Raw genomic sequence first — 22,152 nt, 5'->3', positions numbered from 1 at the left:
CAATCCCAATTATATTTGCACAAAAATAAAACGATGCGCTGGACCTTAAAACCATTACCTAATCCTGAAAAAGTACAACAACTTCAAAAAGCTTTAGGAGTAGAAAAAGCGATTGCTCATTTATTGGTTCAGCGAGGAATTGAAACTTTTGAAGCTGCTAAAAAATTCTTTCGACCAAGTTTAACCGACTTACACGATCCGTTTCTGATGAAAGATATGGAAAAGGCGGTCATTAGAATTGAACAAGCTTTAGCAGAAGGTGAGAATATCATGGTTTATGGCGATTATGATGTTGATGGTACCACCAGTGTTGCTCTGATGAGTTCTTACTTAAAAACTAGAACTTCGCAAATTGCCACTTACATTCCCGATCGTTATGCCGAAGGTTATGGCGTTTCTTATCAAGGTATCGATTTTGCCGCAGATAACGATATTAGCTTAATAGTCGCTTTAGACTGTGGGATTAAAGCTATCGATAAAGTAGCTTATGCTAAAGAAAAAGGAGTCGATTTTATTATTTGTGATCACCACCGTCCGGGTAGTGAAATTCCAAAAGCGGTAGCAGTATTAGATCCTAAAAGGGAAGATTGCAAATATCCTTATAAAGAATTATGTGGTTGCGGAGTTGGTTTTAAGCTCGTTCAAGCTTTAGAAGAAAAACAAGGAAATACCATTGAAACTTTATTACCCTATTTAGATTTGGTAGCCACCGCCATAGGTGCTGATATCGTCCCTATTACAGGAGAAAACAGGGTATTGGCTTATCACGGCTTACATGTGATTAATACCTTACCAAGAAACGGGTTTAAAGCTATTTTAAATCATCTAAAAAAAGAAACCCTTACCATTACCGATGTGGTTTTTATCATCGCTCCACGAATCAACGCTGCAGGAAGAATGAAACACGGCTTACACGCGGTACAATTGTTAGTGGAAGAAGATGAAAAGTTAGCGGAAAAATATGCTGCAGAAATTGAAGCTTATAACGCCGAACGTAAAGATGCCGATAAAACCATTACGGAAGAAGCGCTACAATTAATTGAAGAATTAAAAGAACAAGAACGATTCACCACCGTCGTTTATGGTGAACATTGGCATAAAGGCGTGATTGGGATTGTAGCTTCCCGTCTTACCGAAACTTACTACCGACCTACCTTGGTTTTTACCAAGAGCGGAGATAAATTGGCGGCTTCTGCACGATCGGTAAAAGGTTTTGATGTTTATAATGCATTAGAAGCTTGTACGGAGCATATTGAACAGTTTGGTGGACATAAATATGCAGCGGGATTAACTTTAAATGAAAGCTGTTACGAAGCGTTCAAAAATAAGTTTGAAGAAGTCGTGAGTCAAAGCATAGATAAACATTTGTTAACCCCGGAAATCAATGCTGATTTAGAATTAAATTTAAATGAAATTACGCCCAAGTTTTACCGAATCCTCAAACAATTCGCTCCCTTTGGCCCAGGAAATATGAGTCCTGTCTTCTTAACCAAAAACTTAACTGATACCGGTTACGGAAAACCTGTCGGACAAACCGGAGATCATCTAAAATGCAGCGTTCAACAATTGCCGGAACCTAAATTTATAGGAGCCATTGGATTTAATTTAGGAGAAAAATTCTCCCTCATTCAGCATAAAAAACCTTTTGATGCAGTTTATTCTATAGATGAAAATGAATGGAACGGGAATGTATCGCTTCAGCTGAAGCTCAGGGATATTAGATAATTTTTGATTTTAGTTTAGAATTATTCTAAATAATTAATATCTTTGAATAAGAATGTTTGCTTATGGAAGATATTGAAATTATTTTTAAAAACGACTACGGAATTTCTTTTCACTGGAAAGAGAAAAAAGATAGGGTACAAGTAGTATTTAGAGATACCGGCTTTCTATTAAATCTACAAGAAGTAAAACTTTTTCAGCGCAATGTACTTGCTTTAGAAACTGAAACATGTTGTGAAAACTGTACACATGCTAGAGCTTGTAAAAACTTGTTATTGCCAACTCCATCAGAAAAAATTGACTTGGCGGTTAGTGCTGATGAATTGGAACAAATTAATGAATTATTAGGGGCTACTATATTTAAATTGGAGTTGTTAAGCTATATAGAACTCTCATCTAATTAACCGACTCAATTTTTATTTCCTGTTGCTGAAAAAATACCGTATCTCCTTTTGTTTTTCCTAACATTAATTTTCCTATAGGTGAATTGATACCTATTCCGTAATAACTTTCGGTTTGGAATTTTAGTTCTCCTACAGGAATGGCTAAAAAATAATTAGCTAGATTGGTTGTTACAATGCTTCCCAATTGTATATTTTCTGAAACTTTTCGCTGACTTGCAACTGCCAACACTTCTTCCAGCTTCCTAAACTCCTGTAGTTGTTGTTGAAGTTTATTGATTTCAGCATTCATCATTTCACGGGAAGTTTCATATTTATCACCGGCACTGCTTTTGGTTTCTCCCTCTAAATCACTTTCAAGTTCTTGAATTGATTTTTTTAAACGTTGAATTCTATGCTGAAGGTAATCTTTGCACTGTTGGGTTAATGCTGCTCGTATGCTCATTTCTTTTGTTCTTCTTTAGCAAGGTTTAATTTACCGTAATAACCCATTTGTTTTACAATCCAGGCTTTTCTTCCTTGTATATAACTACTCGCAGGATTTGCTCGAAAATGTTGTGGATTTGGTAAAATAGCGGCAATCGCTGCTGCTTCATAAGCGGTTAATTGACTGGCCGGTTTTTGAAACCAATAGGCTGAAGCCGCTTGAGCACCATATACGCCATTGCCCATTTCTATACTATTTAAATATACTTCAAGAATTCGTTCTTTGCTCCAAATAAGCTCTATAAGAAAGGTAAAATAAGTTTCTAGGCCTTTCCTTAGCCAGCTTCTATTAGGCCATAGAAAAACGTTTTTAGCGGTTTGTTGGCTTATGGTACTTGCTCCCCGAATGCGTTTTCCTTTTTGATTGCTTTCCATCGCTTTTTTTATGGCTTCAATATCAAAACCATGATGCTTTACAAAGTTTTGATCTTCACTACAAATCACTGCTTTTTGAAGGTTGGTTGAAATATCCTCTAAAGCTTCCCAATCGTGTTTCCAGAATTCTCTTTTTTCTGAAGGAGTTTCAAAATAACGAATCACCATTAACGGAGTAACAGGAACAGGAACCCATTTAAAAATAAGCACTAACAGAATAGAAATAATAAATAACCAGCCGATGGTTTTAACTATAAATCTGAAAAGTTTTTTCATTTAAAATACTTATGCTTCTATAATTTCAGATAAAATGAAACGCAAATTTGTATAGTAACCAAATAAAATTAGTAATTTATTTTTTCTGCATTTTCATTATTAAATTTAATACATAAAAGCACCTAAGAAAAGTTGTGATTATTATCAATAACGCAACTAAATTGGTATAAAATAAAATTATATAGTATGACCGAGTAAGAATAAGCTTCAATACATATATTAAAAAACAAATTGCTATTAGAGATAGCACACCATTCTTCAAAATTCTAAGACTTTTAAAATAAAGATTTGAAGCTAAAAATATTTTAAATAGCGAACTATCATTTTTCAACTCTTCGTCAGAAATAATTTGACCAGATTTCAATGTAATTAGAATTGTAACTAGTGTTAAAATAAAACCTGATATAGTCAAACCAATAGCACCAATATCTGAAGAAAAGTCATAGGACTTAATAATAATAGAATTATTAATAATTACATTAGTATAGTCAATAGTCAATATTATTGCTATTATTATAAATGCAACTATATAATCGTATAGGATTGGTCTTTTGAAATATGATTCAATCATCACTTGTTAAGCTCGAGGTATTCATCAAATTTTAGAGATATCAATTCATATAATTTTTTTGTATCTAATGCTCCTGATTTTTTTGTTGGGCATTCTATTACTATCTCCTCTTTTCCCTTTATTAAATTGAATGTATCTTCAGTTCCATCAGTTTTTTCAAATTCTAAAGTAAAATCATCAAAGTCCTCTATTATATTATTATCAGCTTTAATAGCTTTCAATGCTCTTTTTATAAAAGATAAGGCTTTCAGATTTCGTTTACTCGTGCTACTATTCCCTCTTTCTCTGAAAAAAGCATCTACTTTTATTGATTGAGGATCAACCGAATTTGCTAAAGCACTCATATTACCTACAAATGCATCATTTACTTGATGATTTAAAAATGCCAACCTATTCGGTTTTACTTTAATCTCAAACTTCAAAACATCTGATATAGATTCCAATACATCATTAACAGGCATTTTCATATGTACTCTTGCACGACAAGCGGTAGCTATTTTAAGGTTTTTACTAGCTATCTGCCGAAAATAATACTCAATGTCTGTTATTCGTGGTCCATCGTAATTAAATTCACAACATACAATTGGCATCTTTTGAGAAATATCAATGTAAAAATTTGTTGTTTCAGCAATAGCATTATGACCTAAATTTTGTAATGGTGTTAAGCTAAAATTACTTTTATTTAATACGTGAGGTAATTTACTATCTCTTATTAGATTTATTCTACACTTATATCTTTTCTCTGTGTGACTATATGCTGCACTACTGATAAAAAGATTTCTTCTTTCCTTTCCTTTTCTACCTTCATATTTATCAATTACAATAGCCTTTCCTTCATGTAATTTTTGATGGTTAATCTCTTCTATACATGCTTTTAAAATTTTTTCTGATGAATTTAAAGATTTAGAACCTTTATAAGGTTTAAACCAAAAATCAAAAAAATTAAACCTGACTTCTAAGAAATTTTCACTCATCTAAAAATATTTCTTCAAAAAATTATTTCTTTTAAAAATACAACTGTTATGATATAATATTTAACAAAAAACCCCCGATAAAAATCGAGGGTTTATTTTTATTTAAAAATAAAGTTTATTCTTCGTCTTTATATTTTTCATCCATCACAAAGTCTTCCATCAATTTAGTAGTATAGTTACCGGAAGTATAGCGTTGGTCTTCCATTAATTGACGGTGAAACGGAATGGTCGTTTTTACTCCTTCAATAACAAATTCATCCAAGGCACGTTTCATTTTGTTGATGGCTTCTTCACGGGTTTGTGCCGTGGTGATCAGTTTAGCAATCATCGAATCGTAGTTAGGCGGAATTGCATAACCACTGTAAACGTGGGTATCTATTCTAACTCCATGACCTCCCGGTGCGTGTAAATTGGTAATTACTCCCGGTGATGGTCTAAACGCATTGTATGGATCTTCTGCGTTGATACGGCATTCGATAGAGTGTAATTTAGGAAAGTAATTTTTTCCTGAAATAGGAACTCCTGCAGCCACTAAAATTTGTTCTCTAATTAAATCATAATCGATTACCTGTTCCGTTATGGGATGTTCTACTTGGATACGGGTATTCATCTCCATAAAGTAGAAATTACGATGTTTATCTACTAGAAATTCAACGGTTCCAGCTCCTTCATATTTTATGTATTCCGCAGCTTTTACGGCTGCTTCTCCCATTTTCTTACGAAGATCGTCAGTCATAAAAGGAGAAGGGGTTTCTTCTGTTAGTTTTTGATGACGACGCTGTACGGAACAATCTCTCTCAGATAAATGGCACGCTTTTCCTCGGCTATCTCCTACAATTTGAATTTCGATATGACGAGGCTCTTCAATAAGTTTTTCCATATACATGCCATCGTTACCAAAAGCAGCTCCAGCTTCATGTCGAGCAGAACTCCAAGCAGCTTCAAGGTCTTCTTCTTTCCAAACGGCACGCATTCCTTTACCACCACCTCCGGCAGTAGCTTTCAACATGACGGGAAAGCCCATATCTTTAGCTAGCTTCAAGCATTCATCGTAATCTTCAATGATTCCTTCAGAACCGGGAACACAAGGCACACCCGCAGCTTTCATCGTTGCTTTTGCAGTGGCTTTATCGCCCATTTTTTCAATCATTTCTGCACTGGCACCAATAAATTTTATTTCGTGCTCTTCGCAGATTTTAGAAAATTTAGCATTTTCTGATAGAAATCCGTAACCGGGATGGATGGCGTCTGCATTGGTAATTTCTGCAGCCGATATGATGTTCGGGATCTTTAAATAAGATTCACTACTTGGGGCAGGACCAATACAAACCGCTTCGTCTGCAAAACGTACGTGTAAACTCTCTGCATCTGCTTTAGAGTACACAGCAACGGTTTTGATGCCCATTTCTTTACATGTTCTAATTACGCGTAAGGCAATCTCTCCCCTATTGGCAATTAATATTTTTTTAAACATCTCTTGAAATTTTAAATTTTTAAATCTGAATTTTAAATTGTTTCAAATGAAGCGGGGCAACATTCAAAATTTACGATTTAAAATTTCTTATGATGGATCTATTAAGAATAGTGGCTGATCGAATTCTACCGGTGAAGCATCGTCTACCAATACTTTAACGACTTTACCGCTTACTTCACTTTCAATTTCGTTGAAAAGCTTCATCGCTTCAATCACACAAACCACGTCTCCTTCTTTTACAGCATCTCCTACCTCAATAAATACAGGTTTATCTGGAGATGGTTTACGGTAAAAAGTACCAATGATTGGTGATTTTACAGTAATATATTTAGAATCGTCTTCTTCTTTTGAAGTAGTTTCCGATCCTCCTGAAGCTTGTTGCTCTTGTGGTGCTGCCTGTTGTGGAGGCATTTGTTGCATAGGCATTTGCTGTTGCATATTACCCATAGGCACATGTTGAACTACTGTTGTAGTTTCTTTTTCTTCTGAAGAGGAAGTTTTAATGGTGATTTTTACATCTTCCATTTCTAGTTTTACTTCACTAGCTCCAGATTTAGCTACAAACTTTATTAAATTTTGAATTTCTTTTAATTCCATAATGATAGTTTTAAAATCTTTATGACTTATTTGTGTCGTAAGCCCATTTTAAATAGATAGAGCCCCAAGTGAACCCGCCTCCGAAAGAAGCGAACACTATATTATCTCCTTTTTTTAATTTCTCTTCGTAATCGCTTAATAGTAAAGGTAGCGTGGCTGAAGTGGTGTTCCCGTATCTATGAATATTCATAAGTACTTTATGGTCTGGTAACCCCATTCTTTTTGCTGTCGCATCGATGATGCGTTTATTGGCTTGATGCGCTATTAACCAATCTACGTCGGTTTCCATTAAATTATTTCTTTCCATAATTTTAGCACTAACTTCAGCCATATTGGAAACAGCAAATTTAAATACCGTTTTCCCATCTTGATGAACGTAATGCTGACGATTTGCCACGGTCTCTTCTGAAGCAGGTAATAAGGAACCTCCGGCATCAATCTTTAAGAAATTTCTGCCTACACCATCACTTCTTAAAAACTCATCTTGTAAACCAAAGCCTTCTTCATTAGGCTCAAAAAGAACGGCACCTGCACCATCTCCAAAGATAATGCAGGTTGCCCTGTCTGTGTAATCTATAATTGAGGACATTTTATCTGCCCCAATGACCAATACTTTTTTATAGCGTCCTGATTCAATATAACTTGCTGCAGTAGACATTCCATATAAGAAACTGGAACATGCTGCTTGCAAATCGTAAGAGAAAGCATTTACGGCACCAATTTCAGAAGCAGTATACGCTCCTGTAGAGGCTACCGGCATATCGGGAGTTGCGGTTGCAAAAATTAATAAATCGATTTCTGCGGGATCAATATTATTTTTTTCAATAAGGTTTTTCGCTGCTTGTATTCCTAAGTAAGAAGAACCTTTATCGGGATCGTTTAAAATACGCCTTTCTTTGATTCCTGTTCTGGTAGTTATCCACTCATCATTGGTTTCAACCATATTTTCTAACATCTTGTTGGTTAGAATATGGTCAGGCACATAAGATCCTACAGCAGTTATTGCTGCGCTAATTTTGTTCATATAATAGGGTTTATATCACCAAAATAAATGTAAACCTACAAATTACGTTCGAAATATCATAAATTTTTATCTTAATTGGCTTTTTTGTTTGATAAAAATGTATTGAATATCAGGTTATTTTAAGCTTACAATTATCATAAATTATTGTAAAAAACAAAACCCACATCCGCATTACCGGTGTGGGGTTTTTATGTGTTTAGCAAATGCTTTATTAAGCTTCTACTTCTTCTGTATTATCTATTAAAACTTGACCTCTGTAGTAAAGTTTTCCTTCGTGCCAGTGAGCTCTGTGGTATAAATGAGCTTCTCCTGTAGTTGGATCTTTAGCAATTTGAGGTGCTGTAGCTTTATAGTGAGTTCTTCTTTTATCTCTTCTTGTTTTAGATATTTTTCTCTTAGGATGTGCCATAGCTCTACTAATTATTTATTATCGTTCAGTAATTTTTTTAGTTTATTCCAACGAGGATCTATTTCTTCTTCCTCTTCTTTTGTTTCTTTTTGTTTGGGTTGAAGCTCTTCTAATTTATCGAGCATTTCAGATTTTAAACTTCCGTCTTCTACTCCAGGATGAACTCTTTTGTAAGGAATTGCCAATACAATAGCTTCGTAAATGTATTGTTGTAATTCCAATTCATATTCTCCGTGAGGTAATATTAAAAGATCTTCATATTCATCATTGTATTCTTCACCAAACTTTACCACCAACTCCAATGAATTTTCAATAGGTTGATCAAAAGGTTCGTTGGTAACATCACAATTGATATTGATGCTTCCCTTAATATCAAAACGCAGATCTAACATATTAGGCTTTTTCTCTAATTCTAGATTTGCCTTTACATCTACGTGATTAAAATCGTCGTACTCAAAAAATTCAAAGAACTCATCATTAATCTGATAGTCATAATGATGTATCCCGGTCTTTAACCCAACGAATTGGATTGTATACTCTTTTAACTTCTTCATTCCATCATCCATTTCGAGCGTGCAAATATATAAAATATAATTAATTAGCTATATTTATTAACAAAAAATGTTTACAATTTTTTAGACTGCTTCTGAAGCTGGTTTTTGGTAAGTTTCAAATACTCTTTTCTGCATTTATAAATTTCTATGGAGGTAAATACAGCTTCTTTAAAGGAAGTAAAATCTGCTTCACCTTTTCCGGCAATCTCATAAGCAGTTCCATGATCGGGTGAAGTTCTGATCCCGGAAAGCCCTGCGGTAAAGTTTACCCCTCTTCCAAAAGATAATGTTTTAAAAGGAATTAAACCTTGGTCGTGATAAGCAGCAATTATCGCATCGAAATTTTTATAGTTTTTTGTTCCGAAGAAACTATCGGCCGAATAGGGTCCATATACTAATGTTCCTTTATCATTTATTTTTTGAATGGTAGGTTTCAAAATTTCTTCATCTTCCTTACCAATAACCCCATTATCACCACTATGCGGATTAATTCCTAAAATAGCAATTTTTGGTTTTTGTATGCGAAAATCTTTCTTTAACGTATCGTGAATGATAGATACTTTTTTCTGAATTAATTCCGGAGTAATTTTTTCAGCTACATCTTTTACCGCTACATGATCGGTAAGCAAGCCTATCCTTAAGTTTTTGCACAACATAAGCATAAGACTATCACCTTTCATTTGCTGAGCTAAATAATCGGTATGGCCTGGGAATTTAAACTCATCAGATTGTATTACATTCTTATTAATTGGTGCGGTCACCAACGTATCTATTTTATTTTCTAATAAAGCTTCGGTAGCTGCCGCTAAAGATTTGAGGGTATATTTTGCTAAATCTTTATCTTCTTTGCCAAAATTTATGCGTGGGTTTTCCTTCCAAATATTCACTACATTAAATTTACCCTCGATTGCCTTAGAAGCATCATCTACTCCTTGAAAGCTAATACCGGACATTTTGTAGTGCTTTTTAAAAAACGATAAAATCTTGGTGTTGGCAAAAACTACAGGGGTACAGAATTCTAACATTCTAGGATCTTCAAACGTTTTAAGAATGATTTCGCTTCCTATCCCATTTAAATCTCCAATGCTTATTCCTACTCTTACTTTTTCTGCTTTTTTCATATAATTAATGCCTATTTTTGCTCCATACAAAGGTAATTAAATTATTGGCAACTATGTTTACGGGAATTATAGAAGAAGTAGGAAAGGTAATCGATTTAAAAAGAGAAGATGAAAATTTACATATCACGGTAGAAGCAAATTTTTCTTCAGAATTAAAAATAGATCAAAGTGTTGCGCATAATGGGGTTTGTTTAACAGTGGTAGATTTAAAGGAGAATTTATTTACGGTAACTGCTATTAAAGAAACCTTAGCGAAAACCAATTTAGGTGAATTAAAAGTAGGCAACCCAATTAATTTAGAACGCGGAATGATTTTAGGGGAAAGATTGGACGGACATTTGGTGCAAGGCCACGTAGATCAAACTGCTATTTGTATTGGGATTGAAGAACAAAATGGAAGCCATCTTTTTACGTTTGAATACGAGTCTAAACTCAAAAATGTAACTATTGAAAAAGGTTCTATTACGGTAAATGGCGTAAGTCTAACGGTGGTGAACAGCCAAATAAATAAATTTAGCGTAGCCATTATCCCTTATACTTTAGAACATACTACTTTTAGAAACCTACAGGTTAATGATAAAGTAAATTTAGAATTTGATGTAATTGGAAAATATGTAAAAAGACTTACTGAAGTAAAGTAAGCTTATTTTTCTTTTCTATTAAAAAATCTAAAGCCTAATAGTGCGCCAATGGCTATAAAAAAAGAAATAAAGCCATCAATAGGCATTTGTAAACCTGGAGCAGGTTGAAATGCTAGAGCAGGATGTACTACTAAAAGTAAAAGTAGTACCGTTAAAAATAGTTGTAAATTCTTATTTCTCATAGGAATGCTAAATTATAAGTTTTTCTTTGTGTACAGGTTAATTTATTATTAAAAAAACTCAAACAAAGTTTTTAAACAAAAATTCATCAATAATTTAAAAAAGAACTCCTCATAAAAATGTGGACCCAGATGGGCTCGAACCATCGACCCCCTGATTATGAGTCAGGTGCTCTAACCAGCTGAGCTATGGGTCCCGAACAGAGCGCAAAAATATGTAATAGAATTAAACCAAACAAATTTATTTTATCTAATTCTTAATTTCTTCGCAAAGCTCTACCAATACGCCATTTGCAGATTTTGGATGCAAAAAAGCCACTTTTTTATGATCTGCTCCTTTCTTGGGTTGTTCATTTAAAAGCACGAAACCTTCTTTTTGAAGTCGTTCTATTTCCTCTTCTATATGATCTACGTAAAAAGCAATGTGATGGATTCCTTCTCCCCTTTTATTTATGTATTTGGCAATCGGACTGTTTTCATTAGTAGCCGCTAATAATTCTATTTTACTTTCACCGGTTTTAAAAAAAGAGGTGACTACTCCTTCACTTTCTACCTTTTCTTCTTTATAAGGTTGTGTGTTTAATAAAGTTGAATACAATTGATTGGCTTGTTCCAAATCTTTTACCGCAATCCCTATATGTTCTATTTTCTTCATTTTTAGTAAATTTTATAGCAGCAAAATAATAAATCCTTTTAAATAATCTATTTTTGTGCTATGGAAGAGACAAATAGACAGAAAAAAATTGGCGGCGTTTTACAACGTGATCTTGCCGATGTTATTCAGCAAGAATTAAAAAGAAATAATCTAACCGGGATTATTGTTTCGGTTTCTAAGGTAAAAGTGACTACAGATTTATCGATTGCAAAAGCCTACATTAGCATCTTTCCTGCTAAAGATGCCAAAGGCTTACTCGAAGAATTAAAAAGTATTGCTCCCCAGTTAAAGCATCAACTAGCGCAACGAACCAAAAACCAGTTGCGAAAAATGCCTGATCTAAACTTGTATTTAGACGATTCATTAGAATATATTGAAAAAATTGAAGAGGCCGTAAAAGGGGAAGAAAATCCAATTGAAAATCCAGACCTATTAGACAAGCGTAAAAAATCTTAAGTTGAATTTTTCCTACTACATTGCCAAACGCTACTTATTTACCAAAAGCAAGAATAATGCGATAAATATTATTACGCTTATTGCTGCTATTGGTGTTTTTGCCGGGGCGATGGCTTTATTTATTGTACTTTCAGGTTTTTCGGGACTAAAAGAATTCAGTTTATCTTTTTCCAATAAGTTTGATCCCGATTTAAAAGTTCTTCCTAAAACCGGAAAATATTTCCTCTATCAAGACGAGCAACAAGAAAAATTAAATAAAATTGAAGGGATTAAAGTTTCTTCTAAAGTGATTGAAGAACGGGTGTTGCTCAATTTTCGAGATAAAAATGTTCCTTCTTCTTACATAAAAGGTGTTGATGAAAACTATTTACAGGTAAATGCGGTAGATAGTGCGATTATTGCAGGAACTTGGCTTCATCAAAATGAAAACCAAGTAGTTATTGGCAATAGTATCTCCCGTAAACTTTCGTTGGGAGTAGCGGGATATGGTGATATTTTAAAGATTTTCGTTCCCAAGCCTGGAAAAGGACAGGTTTCCAATCCTGCTGAAGCTTTTAATTCGGTTTCTTCCGTGGTTATTGGTATTTATAGTATTAATGAAGAACTGGATAATAAATACGTTTATGCTCCTTTTTCGTTGGCCAAAAAATTACTTGAACTAAAGGAAAATGAAATTTCTGCTATTGAAATTGATTTAACTAAAAATGCAGATGACGCAGAGGTACGCGATAAAATTCAACAGTTATTCAATGATGACGTGGTCATTAAAGATCGTATTCAACTAAACGATAAATTATACAAAATGCTGAATACGGAAAACTTGGCAGTTTACCTTATTTTCACTTTAATTATCATTATCGCTCTTTTTAATGTAGGTGGAGCGATTGTCATGGCCATACTCGATAAACAAACCAACATTAAAACCTTTTATAGTTTAGGTGCAAATATTCATCAAATACGTAGGGTTTTCTTTTTGCAAGGAGCTTTGCTCACTGTAATAGGCGGGGTTTTTGGCCTATTGGTTGGATTTATGATTATTTATCTTCAACAGCAATTTAATTTAGTGATGATCACCCCAAGCTTACCTTACCCTGTTTTATTTGAATTGAAAAATATACTTATTGTATTCTTAACGATTACGATTTTAGGCATCACCGCTTCTTACATTGGCTCGACAAGAATTAAAAAGCTACTTGAAGCTTAAGCAAACTGATAATCACCAAAATCGCGTTCTACCTCATCAAAAGCAGCAAATACATCTTCAGCGGCATCACTGGTGACCATTTTCATTCGGTAGTCTTTAAAATGCGGTATGCCTCTAAAGTAGTTGGTATAATGACGACGGGTTTCAAAAACACCTAATTTTTCACCTTTCCAATCAATGGCCATTTGTAAATGCCTTCTGGCAGCTTCAATACGCTCTTTCATCGTAGGTGGCGGTAAATGTTCGCCGGTTTTTATGTAATGCTTTACTTCTCTGTAAAACCAAGGATAACCAATACAGGCACGACCAATCATCGCTCCATCCAATCCATATTGATCTCGCATTTCAACGGCACGTTCAGGAGTATTTACGTCACCATTTCCAAAAACAGGAATATGCATTCGAGGATTGTTTTTTACTTCAGCAATCGGTTTCCAATCGGCATCTCCTTTATACATCTGTGCTCGCGTTCTTCCGTGAATAGAAATAGCTTTACAGCCAACATCCTGTAAGCGCTCGGCAACTTCTACAATTTTAATGGAATCGTGATCCCAACCCAAACGGGTTTTTACGGTAATAGGCAATTGAGTATGCTTCACCATCGCTTCGGTAAGCGAAACCATTAAGTCTATATCTTTTAAAATACCGGCACCAGCTCCTTTAGAAACTACTTTTTTTACCGGGCATCCAAAATTGATGTCGATAATATCAGGCCCTGATTTTTCTACAATCTCTACTGATTCGAGCATGGAGTCTAAGTTAGACCCAAAAATTTGAATACCAACGGGACGTTCTTTTTCATAAATATCCAGTTTCATCACGCTTTTTGCCGCGTCACGAATCAAGCCTTCTGAAGAAATAAATTCAGTATATACCACATCTGCACCTTGTTCTTTACACAAAGCCCTAAATGGAGGGTCGCTCACATCTTCCATGGGTGCTAATAACAACGGAAATTCTCCTACATCTATGTCGCCTATCTTTGCCAAAACTGAATTTTATTTAGTTGTTTTATGATTTTCAACTTTTATTCCATTATTCGTTAAATACAAATACTAGCGAAGTTGAATTTTCACGCAAAAATAATAAATAAGATTGAACTGCTATTTTTTATGTTAGAAATGAAAATACAGAAAATTAAAGTTATAACCGATCTCTTTCTTCAGCATTTATAGATCGACTATTATCCTTCAAACCGAAATTCCCAAAATTATACTTAAAACCTATTCGTACATATCTATTTTCGGGCAATGCATAATAACCGTTATCTTGGTTTAAGTAAGTAGAATTAAACTGAGGAGCAAAATCATTAAAAATATCGGCCACATGAAGCGAGACTTCAGCACGGTTCTTCCAAATTTTCTTTGTTAGTCCAAACGATAAGTTTGATCTACCTCCTACTTGATAAGATCCCGAGATAAAAGAAGACATATAAAACAAAGTAATATCACCCGTAAAAGTTCCATCTTTAGAGAATGTCAAGCTATTATAAATTGACGCATACAAACCATTCACATCATTAGTTACTTCGGCATTATTACTTTCTAAAGCTACAAAAGTTTCTTCTTCATGATAAGCTGAAAGATAGGCCTGTGCATACCACCAATTCTTTATAGATCGTCCATGCAGAAAATCGATGCCATAAGATTTACTTCTCAAAACGTTTACTTGAACAAAACTTAGAAATAAATTAGTATTGTTCTGAAAAGCCAATTGATTAACATTTTCACCGTTATCTCGGTAATAAAAATCAAATGAATACTTGCTCTTAAAGGTATAATTTAAATTGAATTCGTTACTAATGGAAGCTCTTAGCGTAGGGTTCCCGAAACGGAAACTTTTTTCGGTGATAAAATAAAAGAAAGGGTTGAGGCTTCCGTATTTAGGGCGGTTAATTTTTCTACCGTAATCAAAGGAAAAATTATGTTCTTCTGAAGCTTCGTAACTTACATAAAGAGAAGGAAAAAATCTTGTATATGATCGTTGATTAAATTCTTTTAAAGTAATAGAATAGCCTTCTCTATCGGTATGTTCTACTCGTAAACCTAACTTAGTTTTAAATTTTTTCCAGTTTTTAGAAATACTGGAGTACCCAGCATAGACAGATTCATCGTATTGGTATCTATCTGATAAATAAGCGTTATCCAGAAGACGGGAATTACTTTCTACGCTATAAAAATTAATTAAACTACTGGAGTTAATATCAGCATATTTAATTCCGCTTAAAAAATCAAACTCACCAAATTTAGTCTCAAAATCCAATTGACCTGAATAAATATTTATTTTCTGATCTGCATCGGTCGCAAAACTATTTTGATTGAGCAGTTCGTTTTCAGCATTAATATAATCAGTAAATATGATCTGATCTTTTTCTTCATTATAATAAGTGGAGTGGAAATTTGCACTTAGATTAGTAGAAGAATTAAAAGTATGTTGATAGGAAAGGTCGTAAGCAACATTTAATAAATCGTTGTTTAAATGACTTTTTGTGGTAAAAAGTGAATCTAACTCAAACGCTTGATTATAAATATTGGTTATTCCTTGATTATCATAAGTTTTATTTGGAGTATATAAGCTTGTTGCCCTAAAACTCAGGGTATTTTCTTCATTCAATTCATAGTCTACCATCAAATTGGCATTATGGTTTTCTTCTTTGGTTGTTCTATCAAAATCTGTTCTCCAAGACTGAAAAACCTCATTGTCTTCGTTGATATAATTAATATAACTTTGGTCTTGTTTTATGCTCTTGGAAGGAGAGAAGCTATAATTACCAAAAATATTAAGATTCCCTTTTTTGTAATAGTGACTCGTTCCTAAATTATATTTAGCATAAATAGCCTGCGTATAACTCCCATGAAGACTCCCTTTATAACCGGGAACCAAAATTTTTGTGGTTACTATATTAATAATAGGACCATCACCGGCATCATATTTTGCAGGGGGATTTCTTAATACCTCTATTTGTTTTACATTTTCTGCTGAATAACTTTGCAATAATTGCTGAAGTTCATCCTTGGTAATATCTACTTTTCTATCATTAATATAAATCGTTGCTGAAGTATTTCTAACTTTCAAATCATTCTGGATGTTAATTACACCGGGAGTTTTCTTTAAAGCTTCCCATGTGTCTCCACTAGAAAGACTGGTGTTTTCAATATCAAAAATAATCCGATCACTTTCCTTTCTTATTTCAGGGTTTTTAATTCTTATATTGACTTCATCTAAATACTCCTCTCCTTCTTTTAAAACCAATGCTGGCAGATTTTTATCCTCTTCTAATAGAAAACTTAATTTAGAATTTAGATATCCCACATAACTTGCTTCAATAAAATATTTTCCCTTTTCAATATTTTCAAAATGAAAATGACCATCTTCTTCAGAAATAGTACCTTCTACAAAACTAGAATCCGCTTGTTGATATAATACTACATTTACATACGCAAGAGCTTCACCATTAGCATGAGTAACCTTTCCATCAATTGTATGTTGGGCACAAACGTTAATTCCTATCAGAAAACTGAAAATAATGGGGTTAATAAACTTCAATAGGTGGAAAATTAGATTATTCTTTGCTGAAAAGTTATAACTTTCTTTTTTCGATTTTTAAAAAACTATATTTGCAACATGTTATTGAGAATCAAATCTAATATTTTTTTTTAGAAATGTATTAAAATTTTATAATTCTCGATTTTCAATTTGATAATGATTTATGAAGAACTTTAGAAACTTTTGCATTATTGCACATATAGATCACGGTAAAAGTACATTGGCAGACAGGCTTTTAGACTTTACCGGCTCTGTAACCGAAAGAGAAAAACAAGAGCAACTTTTGGATAGTATGGATTTAGAACGGGAACGTGGAATCACTATTAAAAGTCATGCCATACAAATGAATTTTCCTTACAACGGAGAAGAATATGTACTTAATTTAATTGATACTCCCGGTCACGTAGATTTCTCTTACGAAGTATCACGATCTATTGCCGCTTGTGAAGGAGCATTATTGGTAGTAGATGCTGCCCAAAGCATTCAAGCACAAACTATTTCTAATTTATACCTAGCCTTAGAAAACGACTTAGAAATTATTCCGGTTTTAAATAAAGTCGATTTACCTAGTGCTAATCCAGAAGAAGTAACCGACGATATCGTTGATCTTTTAGGTTGTGATCGTTCTGAAGTAATCCCTGCCAGTGCCAAGACCGGACTAGGAATTGAAGAAATTCTAAAAGCTATTATTGAGCGTATTCCTGCTCCAACAGGAAAACCAGATGCTCCATTAAGAGCTTTAATTTTCGATTCCGTTTACAATCCATTCCGTGGAGTAGAAACTTTTTTTAGAGTAATTAACGGATCTATAAAAAAGGGACAACAAATTAAGTTTGTGAATACCAATAAAAAATATGGTGCTGACGAAGTGGGTACCTTAAAGCTAAAACAATTTCCTCAGAAAGAAATAAAAACCGGAGATGTAGGTTATCTAATTACCGGGATTAAAGACGCCCGAGAAGTAAAAGTAGGAGATACCATTACCGATGCCGAAAACCCGACTACAGAAGCTGTTGCGGGTTTTGAAGATGTAAAACCTATGGTTTTTGCAGGGATTTATCCCGTTGATACCGAAGATTATGAAGAGCTTCGTTCGTGCATGGAAAAACTTCAATTAAATGATGCTTCTTTAGTTTTTCAACCGGAAAGTTCTGCCGCATTAGGATTTGGTTTCCGTTGCGGATTTTTAGGAATGCTTCATCTAGAAATTATACAGGAACGCTTAGAACGTGAATTTGATATGACGGTCATTACTACCGTTCCTAACGTATCCTATCATGCCTTTACCAATAAAGAGCCTGACGAAATTATTTTGGTGAATAATCCTTCAGATTTACCCGAACCTTCCAAATTAGATCGGGTAGAAGAACCTTTTATCAAAGCAACCATTATCACCAAAGCAGATTTCGTAGGACCGGTGATGTCTCTGTGTATTGAAAAACGCGGAGAAATAGTCAACCAAACTTACTTAACCCCTGAACGGGTAGAGCTAAGCTTCAACATGCCTTTAGCTGAAATTGTTTTCGATTTTTATGATCGGTTAAAAACTGTTTCTAAAGGTTATGCTTCATTTGATTATGCTCCAATTGGATTAAAACCTTCTAAATTGGTAAAAGTAGATGTGCTGCTCAATGGAAACACAGTCGATGCCCTTTCTGCATTATTACACGTAGATAATGCTTATGATATTGGGAAAAAAATGTGTGAGAAATTAAAAGAATTAATCCCAAGACAACAGTTTGATATTCCTATACAAGCTGCTATCGGTGCTAAAATTATTGCCCGTGAAACGGTAAAAGCATTACGTAAAGATGTAACCGCTAAATGTTATGGAGGTGATATCTCCCGTAAACGTAAACTCTTGGAAAAACAGAAAAAAGGAAAGAAAAGAATGCGTGCCGTAGGGAACGTAGAAATCCCACAAGAAGCCTTTATGGCCGTTTTAAAACTTAATGATTAGAAACAAAAAACCCTCTGAAAATTTCAGAGGGTTTTTTGTTTATTCTTTAACTTTATTTTATTGAATTCTAACTAATGTCATCTCTACATCCATAACAGAAGAAGTTCCTTCCATTGGAGGAAATCCTACTGGAGTTTCAGCATTAGAAAGATCCATCTCGTAATTTGGTATCACTAGCTTTAAGGTAGTTTCATTTAGAACCTCTATCGTAGCTTCACTTGAAATACCAGATTCATCATCTGTAGATGTAAAAGTAGAACCATCCTGAGACCAAGTTCCTGTACCAAAGAAATTTTCTAACGTTTGTTGCTGAGTAATTTCTTGTCCCATCGCTTCGATAGTTATATTAACAGTATAAGAACCAGAGCTGTTATAAGTGTTATCTTCATTAATATTAATTACAAAGTCATCAAAAGATACAGATTGTGCACTGTGGTTCATGCTAAAAGACTGTCCCTGTAAATCCATAGTTACTGTTCCTTCGTAATACAAATTGGTGGGCTCCCAAGCATCAACAATACTAACATTTTCTTCTAAACCAGGATTGTTAACTTCATTTGTATCATCTTCCTCCTCATCACAAGAAACCAATAAAAACGAAGTAAGTAAAAAGCAAAAAAATGTAATTTTTCTCATAATTATATATAATTTTTGATAGTTATCGACGCAATATATCTAATTATATATTAAAATTAAAATTTTATTAACAAATACTATATCTAAATAGATGAAATAATTAAACTTCCATTTTTCGGATATAATTTTTAACATTTTTACTTCTACTAACTGCCCGTTTTATAAATATTTTGAAAATTCAAGAATTTTAGTATGTTATACCTATTGAAAATTAAATGAAAGAGAATTATGGCAGGACATAGTAAATGGGCGAATATAAAACATCGTAAAGGCGCTCAAGATAAAAAAAGAGCTAAGCAATTTACCCGTGCAATAAAAGAAATAACCGTAGCGGTAAAAGAAGGTGGCGGCCCAGATCCAGAAGCGAATCCCACTTTAAGAAATGCAATTGCTAATGCCAAAGGGGTAAATATGCCCAAAGATACCATCGAACGAGCTATAAAAAAAGCAAGTGGTACGGATGCCGATAATTATGAAACAGTAACTTTTGAAGGCTATGGCCCTAACGGAATCGCATTTTTTATTGAATGTACTACCGATAATACTAACCGCACTGTTGCTTCCGTACGTTCTATTTTTACCAAAAATGGGGGAAGTTTAGGCACTAATGGTTCACTAGAATTTCTTTTCGATAGAAAAGGCGTTTTTACCATTGAACGAGGTAAAATTGAAATGACTTTAGAAGAATTAGAACTTGAGCTTATCGAAGGTGGCGCTGAAGATTTTGAAGAAAGTGACGATTTTATCACAATTTACACTGATTTTGTTGACTTCGGAAAAATGTCGGAGACGTTGGAGAAATTAAATATTGAAGTGAAAAATTCAGAATTACAACGAATCCCTACCAATACCAATGAATTAAATATTGAGGACGGAAAAAAGATAATGAGTTTAGTAGATAAGTTTGAAGAAGACGATGATGTACAAAACGTTTTTCACACGCTGGAAATAACCGATGAACTTGCAGAGGCCTTAGATGAAGAAGATTAATTTTTATCTTCTTCATCTTTGTCATCTTTAGAAACTATTTCTCCTAAATCTGTACTTTCTTTTAGTATTTCAGTTTCAATGGTCTTTCCTAAATAAACAAGCATATTCCCTGCTTCAATTTGTACTTCTTGACTATTTGATGGAATAATACTTAAATCTCCTTCATTGTCTTTTACGAATAGCGGAATGATATCATCATCTGCTTTTGTAATTTCAATTAAACCACTATAATGTTCTTGAGAATTCAGTTCAATTTCTTGAATTTGAGGGAATTTTCTAGCAACTTCAGTTAACTTGATGTAATCATCGGTATGTGAGAATAATCCTTCCTGTGGGTTGTTTTCAGGATCTGACATTTCATCAGAAGAAACCACTCTAAACGAACCATTTTCTCCAAAATGCTTCTGAAATTTAGAAATAGCTGTTTTATTAATATCGGTGTTGCCTGTTAAAGCCATCAAATAACCCACATCATTTAATTCTATATTATTTCCTAAATCATCGGCATACACACTTCCTTCGATGGCTTCCAATCCCAATTCTTTCGCTTTTCTTACGTTAATGCGGTTATTATCTACTAACACCACATGGCGATTATTTTTCTTCAAATAAGCACCAATCAACCTTGAAATCGAGGAAGCGCCAATAATTAAAATTCCTTCAGAACTAGTTAAAAATACCCCTACCAATTTTGCAAATCCTCTCGCCGTAGTAGCATTTAAAAGTACTGTTCCCAACACAATCATAAACACCAGCGGAGTGATATACTGAGCACCTTCTATTCCTTGACTGGCCAATTTTAACCCAAATAAAGAAGCAATACCCGCAGCAACAATACCACGTGGTCCCACCCAACTAATAAACAGTTTTTCATTGAATTTTAAGGAAGACCTAAAACTACTCAAGAAAACTCCCATAGGTCTTACCAAGAACACTACCGCTACAAAAAGAAATAGTGCATCCCAATTGTAAATCAATAATAAATCATCAATATTTATATTTGCAGAAAGAAGAATAAATAAAATCGAAATCAATAAAACACTTAAAGATTCTTTGAAGTAGAGCAACTCTTTAATGTTCGGTAAATTTATATTTCCAAGTACCATTCCCATCACTACCACAGCCAATAAACCGCTTTCGTGTGCAAATAAATCGGCCAATACAAAAACCCCTAATACGGTAGCTAATGTAAACACATTCAATAAGTAATGTGGTATAATATTTTTCTTGATACAAAAACCTAAAGCATGGGCAAAAGTAAATCCAAAAGTAAAACCAAAAAGTACAATTTTACCAAATTCAGCCAAGGCTACTTGGGTAAACTCATGCCCTTCACCCGCACTTATAAATTCAAAAACCAATACGGCCACCAAAGCTCCAATAGGGTCAATAAGAATCCCCTCCCACTTTAAAATCGCTGAAACATCTTTTTTTAAAGGAATATTTCTAAGAATGGGAGTAATAACGGTTGGCCCGGTGACGATAATCAATGCCGCAAATAAAAAGGAGATTTGCCAAGATAAACCAAAAATAAAATGTGCCGCAATGCCTGCTCCAAAAAAGGTGATAATTACCGCTACGGTAATCAATTTGACAATCACTGGGCCTACATTTAAAACTTCCCCCCGTCGTAGGGTTAAGCCTCCTTCAAACAGGATAATACTAATGGCCAAGGATACGAAATAGAACAAACTCTCCCCGGGAAATAAACCATACTCCCCATTCCAAATAGGTTCTATTAATTTTGTACCATCTTCTGTATAAAGTGTGGCAATTGGTCCTACAGCTAAACCAATTAATATTAACGGAAGAATTGCAGGAATTTTAAATTTCCAGGCAACCCACTGTGCTAAAATTCCGAATATGATTAAACCTGCTAATTCTAACATCGCTTATTTTAA

Annotated in this window: 22 protein-coding genes and 1 tRNA gene; 7 read left to right on the top strand and 16 right to left on the bottom strand. The window is 34.1% G+C overall.

Going from position 1 to position 22,152, the window contains the following annotated elements; all coding sequences use genetic code 11:
- The first annotated feature begins 33 nt into the window (after positions 1–33).
- Together recJ and FVB9532_RS00520 are read left to right on the top strand one after the other, a co-directional pair.
- Positions 34–1,725 carry a single-stranded-DNA-specific exonuclease RecJ gene (gene recJ, locus FVB9532_RS00525; protein ID WP_150543258.1) on the top strand — a complete coding sequence of 564 codons (1,692 nt, stop codon included), beginning with the start codon at positions 34–36 and terminating at the stop codon, positions 1,723–1,725.
- Between the two features lie 62 nt (positions 1,726–1,787).
- Positions 1,788–2,126, top strand: coding sequence for a DUF6686 family protein (locus FVB9532_RS00520; protein WP_150543257.1), 339 nt, complete (start codon positions 1,788–1,790; stop codon positions 2,124–2,126).
- Here FVB9532_RS00520 and FVB9532_RS00515 read toward each other — a convergent pair.
- From FVB9532_RS00515 to pdxA, 9 genes are all read right to left on the bottom strand, one after another.
- The gene (locus FVB9532_RS00515) at positions 2,119–2,568 is read right to left on the bottom strand and encodes a GreA/GreB family elongation factor (protein ID WP_228482225.1); all 450 of its coding nucleotides are present in this window, start codon (positions 2,566–2,568) and stop codon (positions 2,119–2,121) included. The two genes, FVB9532_RS00520 and FVB9532_RS00515, sit on opposite strands and share 8 nt — an antisense overlap.
- A complete protein-coding gene (gene mtgA / locus FVB9532_RS00510; protein ID WP_150543256.1) occupies positions 2,565–3,260 on the bottom strand; it encodes a monofunctional biosynthetic peptidoglycan transglycosylase in 696 nt (231 codons plus the stop codon). Before mtgA ends, FVB9532_RS00515 begins: the two co-directional genes overlap by 4 nt.
- Positions 3,261–3,830: 570 nt before the next feature.
- The gene (locus FVB9532_RS00505) at positions 3,831–4,805 is read right to left on the bottom strand and encodes a hypothetical protein (RefSeq protein ID WP_150543255.1); all 975 of its coding nucleotides are present in this window, start codon (positions 4,803–4,805) and stop codon (positions 3,831–3,833) included.
- A 115-nt stretch (positions 4,806–4,920) separates the two neighbouring features.
- Complete coding sequence (gene accC / locus FVB9532_RS00500; protein WP_150543254.1) at positions 4,921–6,279, bottom strand: acetyl-CoA carboxylase biotin carboxylase subunit; 1,359 nt, start codon at positions 6,277–6,279, stop codon at positions 4,921–4,923.
- A gap of 87 nt (positions 6,280–6,366) precedes the next feature.
- Positions 6,367–6,876: an acetyl-CoA carboxylase biotin carboxyl carrier protein gene (accB, locus tag FVB9532_RS00495; RefSeq protein ID WP_150543253.1), complete on the bottom strand. Its 510-nt coding sequence runs from the start codon at positions 6,874–6,876 to the stop codon at positions 6,367–6,369.
- 19 nt (positions 6,877–6,895) lie between these two features.
- On the bottom strand, positions 6,896–7,900 hold the full coding sequence (locus tag FVB9532_RS00490) for a beta-ketoacyl-ACP synthase III (protein WP_150543252.1): 1,005 nt from the start codon (positions 7,898–7,900) through the stop codon (positions 6,896–6,898).
- A gap of 211 nt (positions 7,901–8,111) precedes the next feature.
- A complete protein-coding gene (rpmF, locus tag FVB9532_RS00485; RefSeq protein ID WP_027885726.1) occupies positions 8,112–8,309 on the bottom strand; it encodes a 50S ribosomal protein L32 in 198 nt (65 codons plus the stop codon).
- An 11-nt stretch (positions 8,310–8,320) separates the two neighbouring features.
- Positions 8,321–8,863: a YceD family protein gene (locus tag FVB9532_RS00480; RefSeq protein ID WP_150543251.1), complete on the bottom strand. Its 543-nt coding sequence runs from the start codon at positions 8,861–8,863 to the stop codon at positions 8,321–8,323.
- 71 nt (positions 8,864–8,934) lie between these two features.
- Positions 8,935–9,984, bottom strand: a complete 1,050-nt coding sequence (gene pdxA / locus FVB9532_RS00475; RefSeq protein WP_150543250.1) for a 4-hydroxythreonine-4-phosphate dehydrogenase PdxA — start codon at positions 9,982–9,984, stop codon at positions 8,935–8,937.
- Positions 9,985–10,037: 53 nt separating this feature from the next.
- On the opposite strand from pdxA, the gene FVB9532_RS00470 reads away from it, so the two are divergent.
- Positions 10,038–10,625, top strand: coding sequence for a riboflavin synthase (locus tag FVB9532_RS00470; protein ID WP_150543249.1), 588 nt, complete (start codon positions 10,038–10,040; stop codon positions 10,623–10,625).
- 2 nt (positions 10,626–10,627) lie between these two features.
- On the opposite strand, the gene FVB9532_RS00465 is transcribed toward FVB9532_RS00470, so the two are convergent.
- The 3 genes from FVB9532_RS00465 to mce form a co-directional block, all read right to left on the bottom strand.
- Entirely contained in the window at positions 10,628–10,807 is a 180-nt protein-coding gene (locus FVB9532_RS00465; RefSeq protein WP_150543248.1) for a hypothetical protein, read from the bottom strand.
- A 120-nt stretch (positions 10,808–10,927) separates the two neighbouring features.
- A tRNA-Ile gene (locus FVB9532_RS00460) sits at positions 10,928–11,001 on the bottom strand.
- A 53-nt stretch (positions 11,002–11,054) separates the two neighbouring features.
- Complete coding sequence (gene mce, locus FVB9532_RS00455; RefSeq protein WP_150543247.1) at positions 11,055–11,459, bottom strand: methylmalonyl-CoA epimerase; 405 nt, start codon at positions 11,457–11,459, stop codon at positions 11,055–11,057.
- A gap of 60 nt (positions 11,460–11,519) precedes the next feature.
- Here mce and rbfA point away from each other — a divergent pair, with 60 nt between their 5' ends.
- Positions 11,520–11,915, top strand: a complete 396-nt coding sequence (rbfA, locus tag FVB9532_RS00450) for a 30S ribosome-binding factor RbfA (protein ID WP_150543246.1) — start codon at positions 11,520–11,522, stop codon at positions 11,913–11,915.
- A gap of 1 nt (position 11,916) precedes the next feature.
- A complete protein-coding gene (locus FVB9532_RS00445) occupies positions 11,917–13,119 on the top strand; it encodes an ABC transporter permease (protein ID WP_150543245.1) in 1,203 nt (400 codons plus the stop codon).
- Here the strand turns inward: FVB9532_RS00445 and dusB are convergent.
- On the bottom strand, positions 13,116–14,108 hold the full coding sequence (dusB, locus tag FVB9532_RS00440; RefSeq protein WP_150543244.1) for a tRNA dihydrouridine synthase DusB: 993 nt from the start codon (positions 14,106–14,108) through the stop codon (positions 13,116–13,118). The genes FVB9532_RS00445 and dusB overlap by 4 nt on opposite strands.
- 154 nt (positions 14,109–14,262) lie before the next feature.
- Entirely contained in the window at positions 14,263–16,665 is a 2,403-nt protein-coding gene (locus FVB9532_RS00435; RefSeq protein ID WP_150543243.1) for an outer membrane beta-barrel family protein, read from the bottom strand.
- 163 nt (positions 16,666–16,828) lie between these two features.
- Between FVB9532_RS00435 and lepA the strand changes: the two genes are divergently transcribed.
- Positions 16,829–18,625, top strand: coding sequence for a translation elongation factor 4 (gene lepA / locus FVB9532_RS00430; RefSeq protein ID WP_150543242.1), 1,797 nt, complete (start codon positions 16,829–16,831; stop codon positions 18,623–18,625).
- A 57-nt stretch (positions 18,626–18,682) separates the two neighbouring features.
- Here lepA and FVB9532_RS00425 read toward each other — a convergent pair whose 3' ends face one another.
- On the bottom strand, positions 18,683–19,261 hold the full coding sequence (locus FVB9532_RS00425) for a hypothetical protein (protein ID WP_150543241.1): 579 nt from the start codon (positions 19,259–19,261) through the stop codon (positions 18,683–18,685).
- A 228-nt stretch (positions 19,262–19,489) separates the two neighbouring features.
- Here FVB9532_RS00425 and FVB9532_RS00420 point away from each other — a divergent pair, with 228 nt between their 5' ends.
- Complete coding sequence (locus FVB9532_RS00420) at positions 19,490–20,251, top strand: YebC/PmpR family DNA-binding transcriptional regulator (RefSeq protein ID WP_150543240.1); 762 nt, start codon at positions 19,490–19,492, stop codon at positions 20,249–20,251.
- On the opposite strand, the gene FVB9532_RS00415 is transcribed toward FVB9532_RS00420, so the two are convergent.
- Positions 20,248–22,140: a cation:proton antiporter gene (locus FVB9532_RS00415; protein WP_150543239.1), complete on the bottom strand. Its 1,893-nt coding sequence runs from the start codon at positions 22,138–22,140 to the stop codon at positions 20,248–20,250. The two genes, FVB9532_RS00420 and FVB9532_RS00415, sit on opposite strands and share 4 nt — an antisense overlap.
- Positions 22,141–22,152: the final 12 nt, after the last annotated feature.

Source organism: Mesonia oceanica, from assembly GCF_902499555.1.
In the GTDB taxonomy this organism is placed as follows: Bacteria; Bacteroidota; Bacteroidia; order Flavobacteriales; family Flavobacteriaceae; genus Mesonia; species Mesonia oceanica.
Note: the sequence above shows the minus strand (reverse complement) of the source record. Positions and strands in the feature narration are given on the sequence as shown.

Coding starts and splice junctions, on each gene's coding strand:
- recJ (WP_150543258.1), top strand. CDS start 34: ATGCGCTGGACCTTAAAACCATTACCTAATCCTGAAAAAGTACAACAA.
- FVB9532_RS00520 (WP_150543257.1), top strand. CDS start 1,788: ATGGAAGATATTGAAATTATTTTTAAAAACGACTACGGAATTTCTTTT.
- FVB9532_RS00515 (WP_228482225.1), bottom strand. CDS start 2,568: ATGAGCATACGAGCAGCATTAACCCAACAGTGCAAAGATTACCTTCAG.
- mtgA (WP_150543256.1), bottom strand. CDS start 3,260: ATGAAAAAACTTTTCAGATTTATAGTTAAAACCATCGGCTGGTTATTT.
- FVB9532_RS00505 (WP_150543255.1), bottom strand. CDS start 4,805: ATGAGTGAAAATTTCTTAGAAGTCAGGTTTAATTTTTTTGATTTTTGG.
- accC (WP_150543254.1), bottom strand. CDS start 6,279: ATGTTTAAAAAAATATTAATTGCCAATAGGGGAGAGATTGCCTTACGC.
- accB (WP_150543253.1), bottom strand. CDS start 6,876: ATGGAATTAAAAGAAATTCAAAATTTAATAAAGTTTGTAGCTAAATCT.
- FVB9532_RS00490 (WP_150543252.1), bottom strand. CDS start 7,900: ATGAACAAAATTAGCGCAGCAATAACTGCTGTAGGATCTTATGTGCCT.
- rpmF (WP_027885726.1), bottom strand. CDS start 8,309: ATGGCACATCCTAAGAGAAAAATATCTAAAACAAGAAGAGATAAAAGA.
- FVB9532_RS00480 (WP_150543251.1), bottom strand. CDS start 8,863: ATGAAGAAGTTAAAAGAGTATACAATCCAATTCGTTGGGTTAAAGACC.
- pdxA (WP_150543250.1), bottom strand. CDS start 9,984: ATGAAAAAAGCAGAAAAAGTAAGAGTAGGAATAAGCATTGGAGATTTA.
- FVB9532_RS00470 (WP_150543249.1), top strand. CDS start 10,038: ATGTTTACGGGAATTATAGAAGAAGTAGGAAAGGTAATCGATTTAAAA.
- FVB9532_RS00465 (WP_150543248.1), bottom strand. CDS start 10,807: ATGAGAAATAAGAATTTACAACTATTTTTAACGGTACTACTTTTACTT.
- mce (WP_150543247.1), bottom strand. CDS start 11,459: ATGAAGAAAATAGAACATATAGGGATTGCGGTAAAAGATTTGGAACAA.
- rbfA (WP_150543246.1), top strand. CDS start 11,520: ATGGAAGAGACAAATAGACAGAAAAAAATTGGCGGCGTTTTACAACGT.
- lepA (WP_150543242.1), top strand. CDS start 16,829: ATGAAGAACTTTAGAAACTTTTGCATTATTGCACATATAGATCACGGT.
- FVB9532_RS00425 (WP_150543241.1), bottom strand. CDS start 19,261: ATGAGAAAAATTACATTTTTTTGCTTTTTACTTACTTCGTTTTTATTG.
- FVB9532_RS00420 (WP_150543240.1), top strand. CDS start 19,490: ATGGCAGGACATAGTAAATGGGCGAATATAAAACATCGTAAAGGCGCT.
- FVB9532_RS00415 (WP_150543239.1), bottom strand. CDS start 22,140: ATGTTAGAATTAGCAGGTTTAATCATATTCGGAATTTTAGCACAGTGG.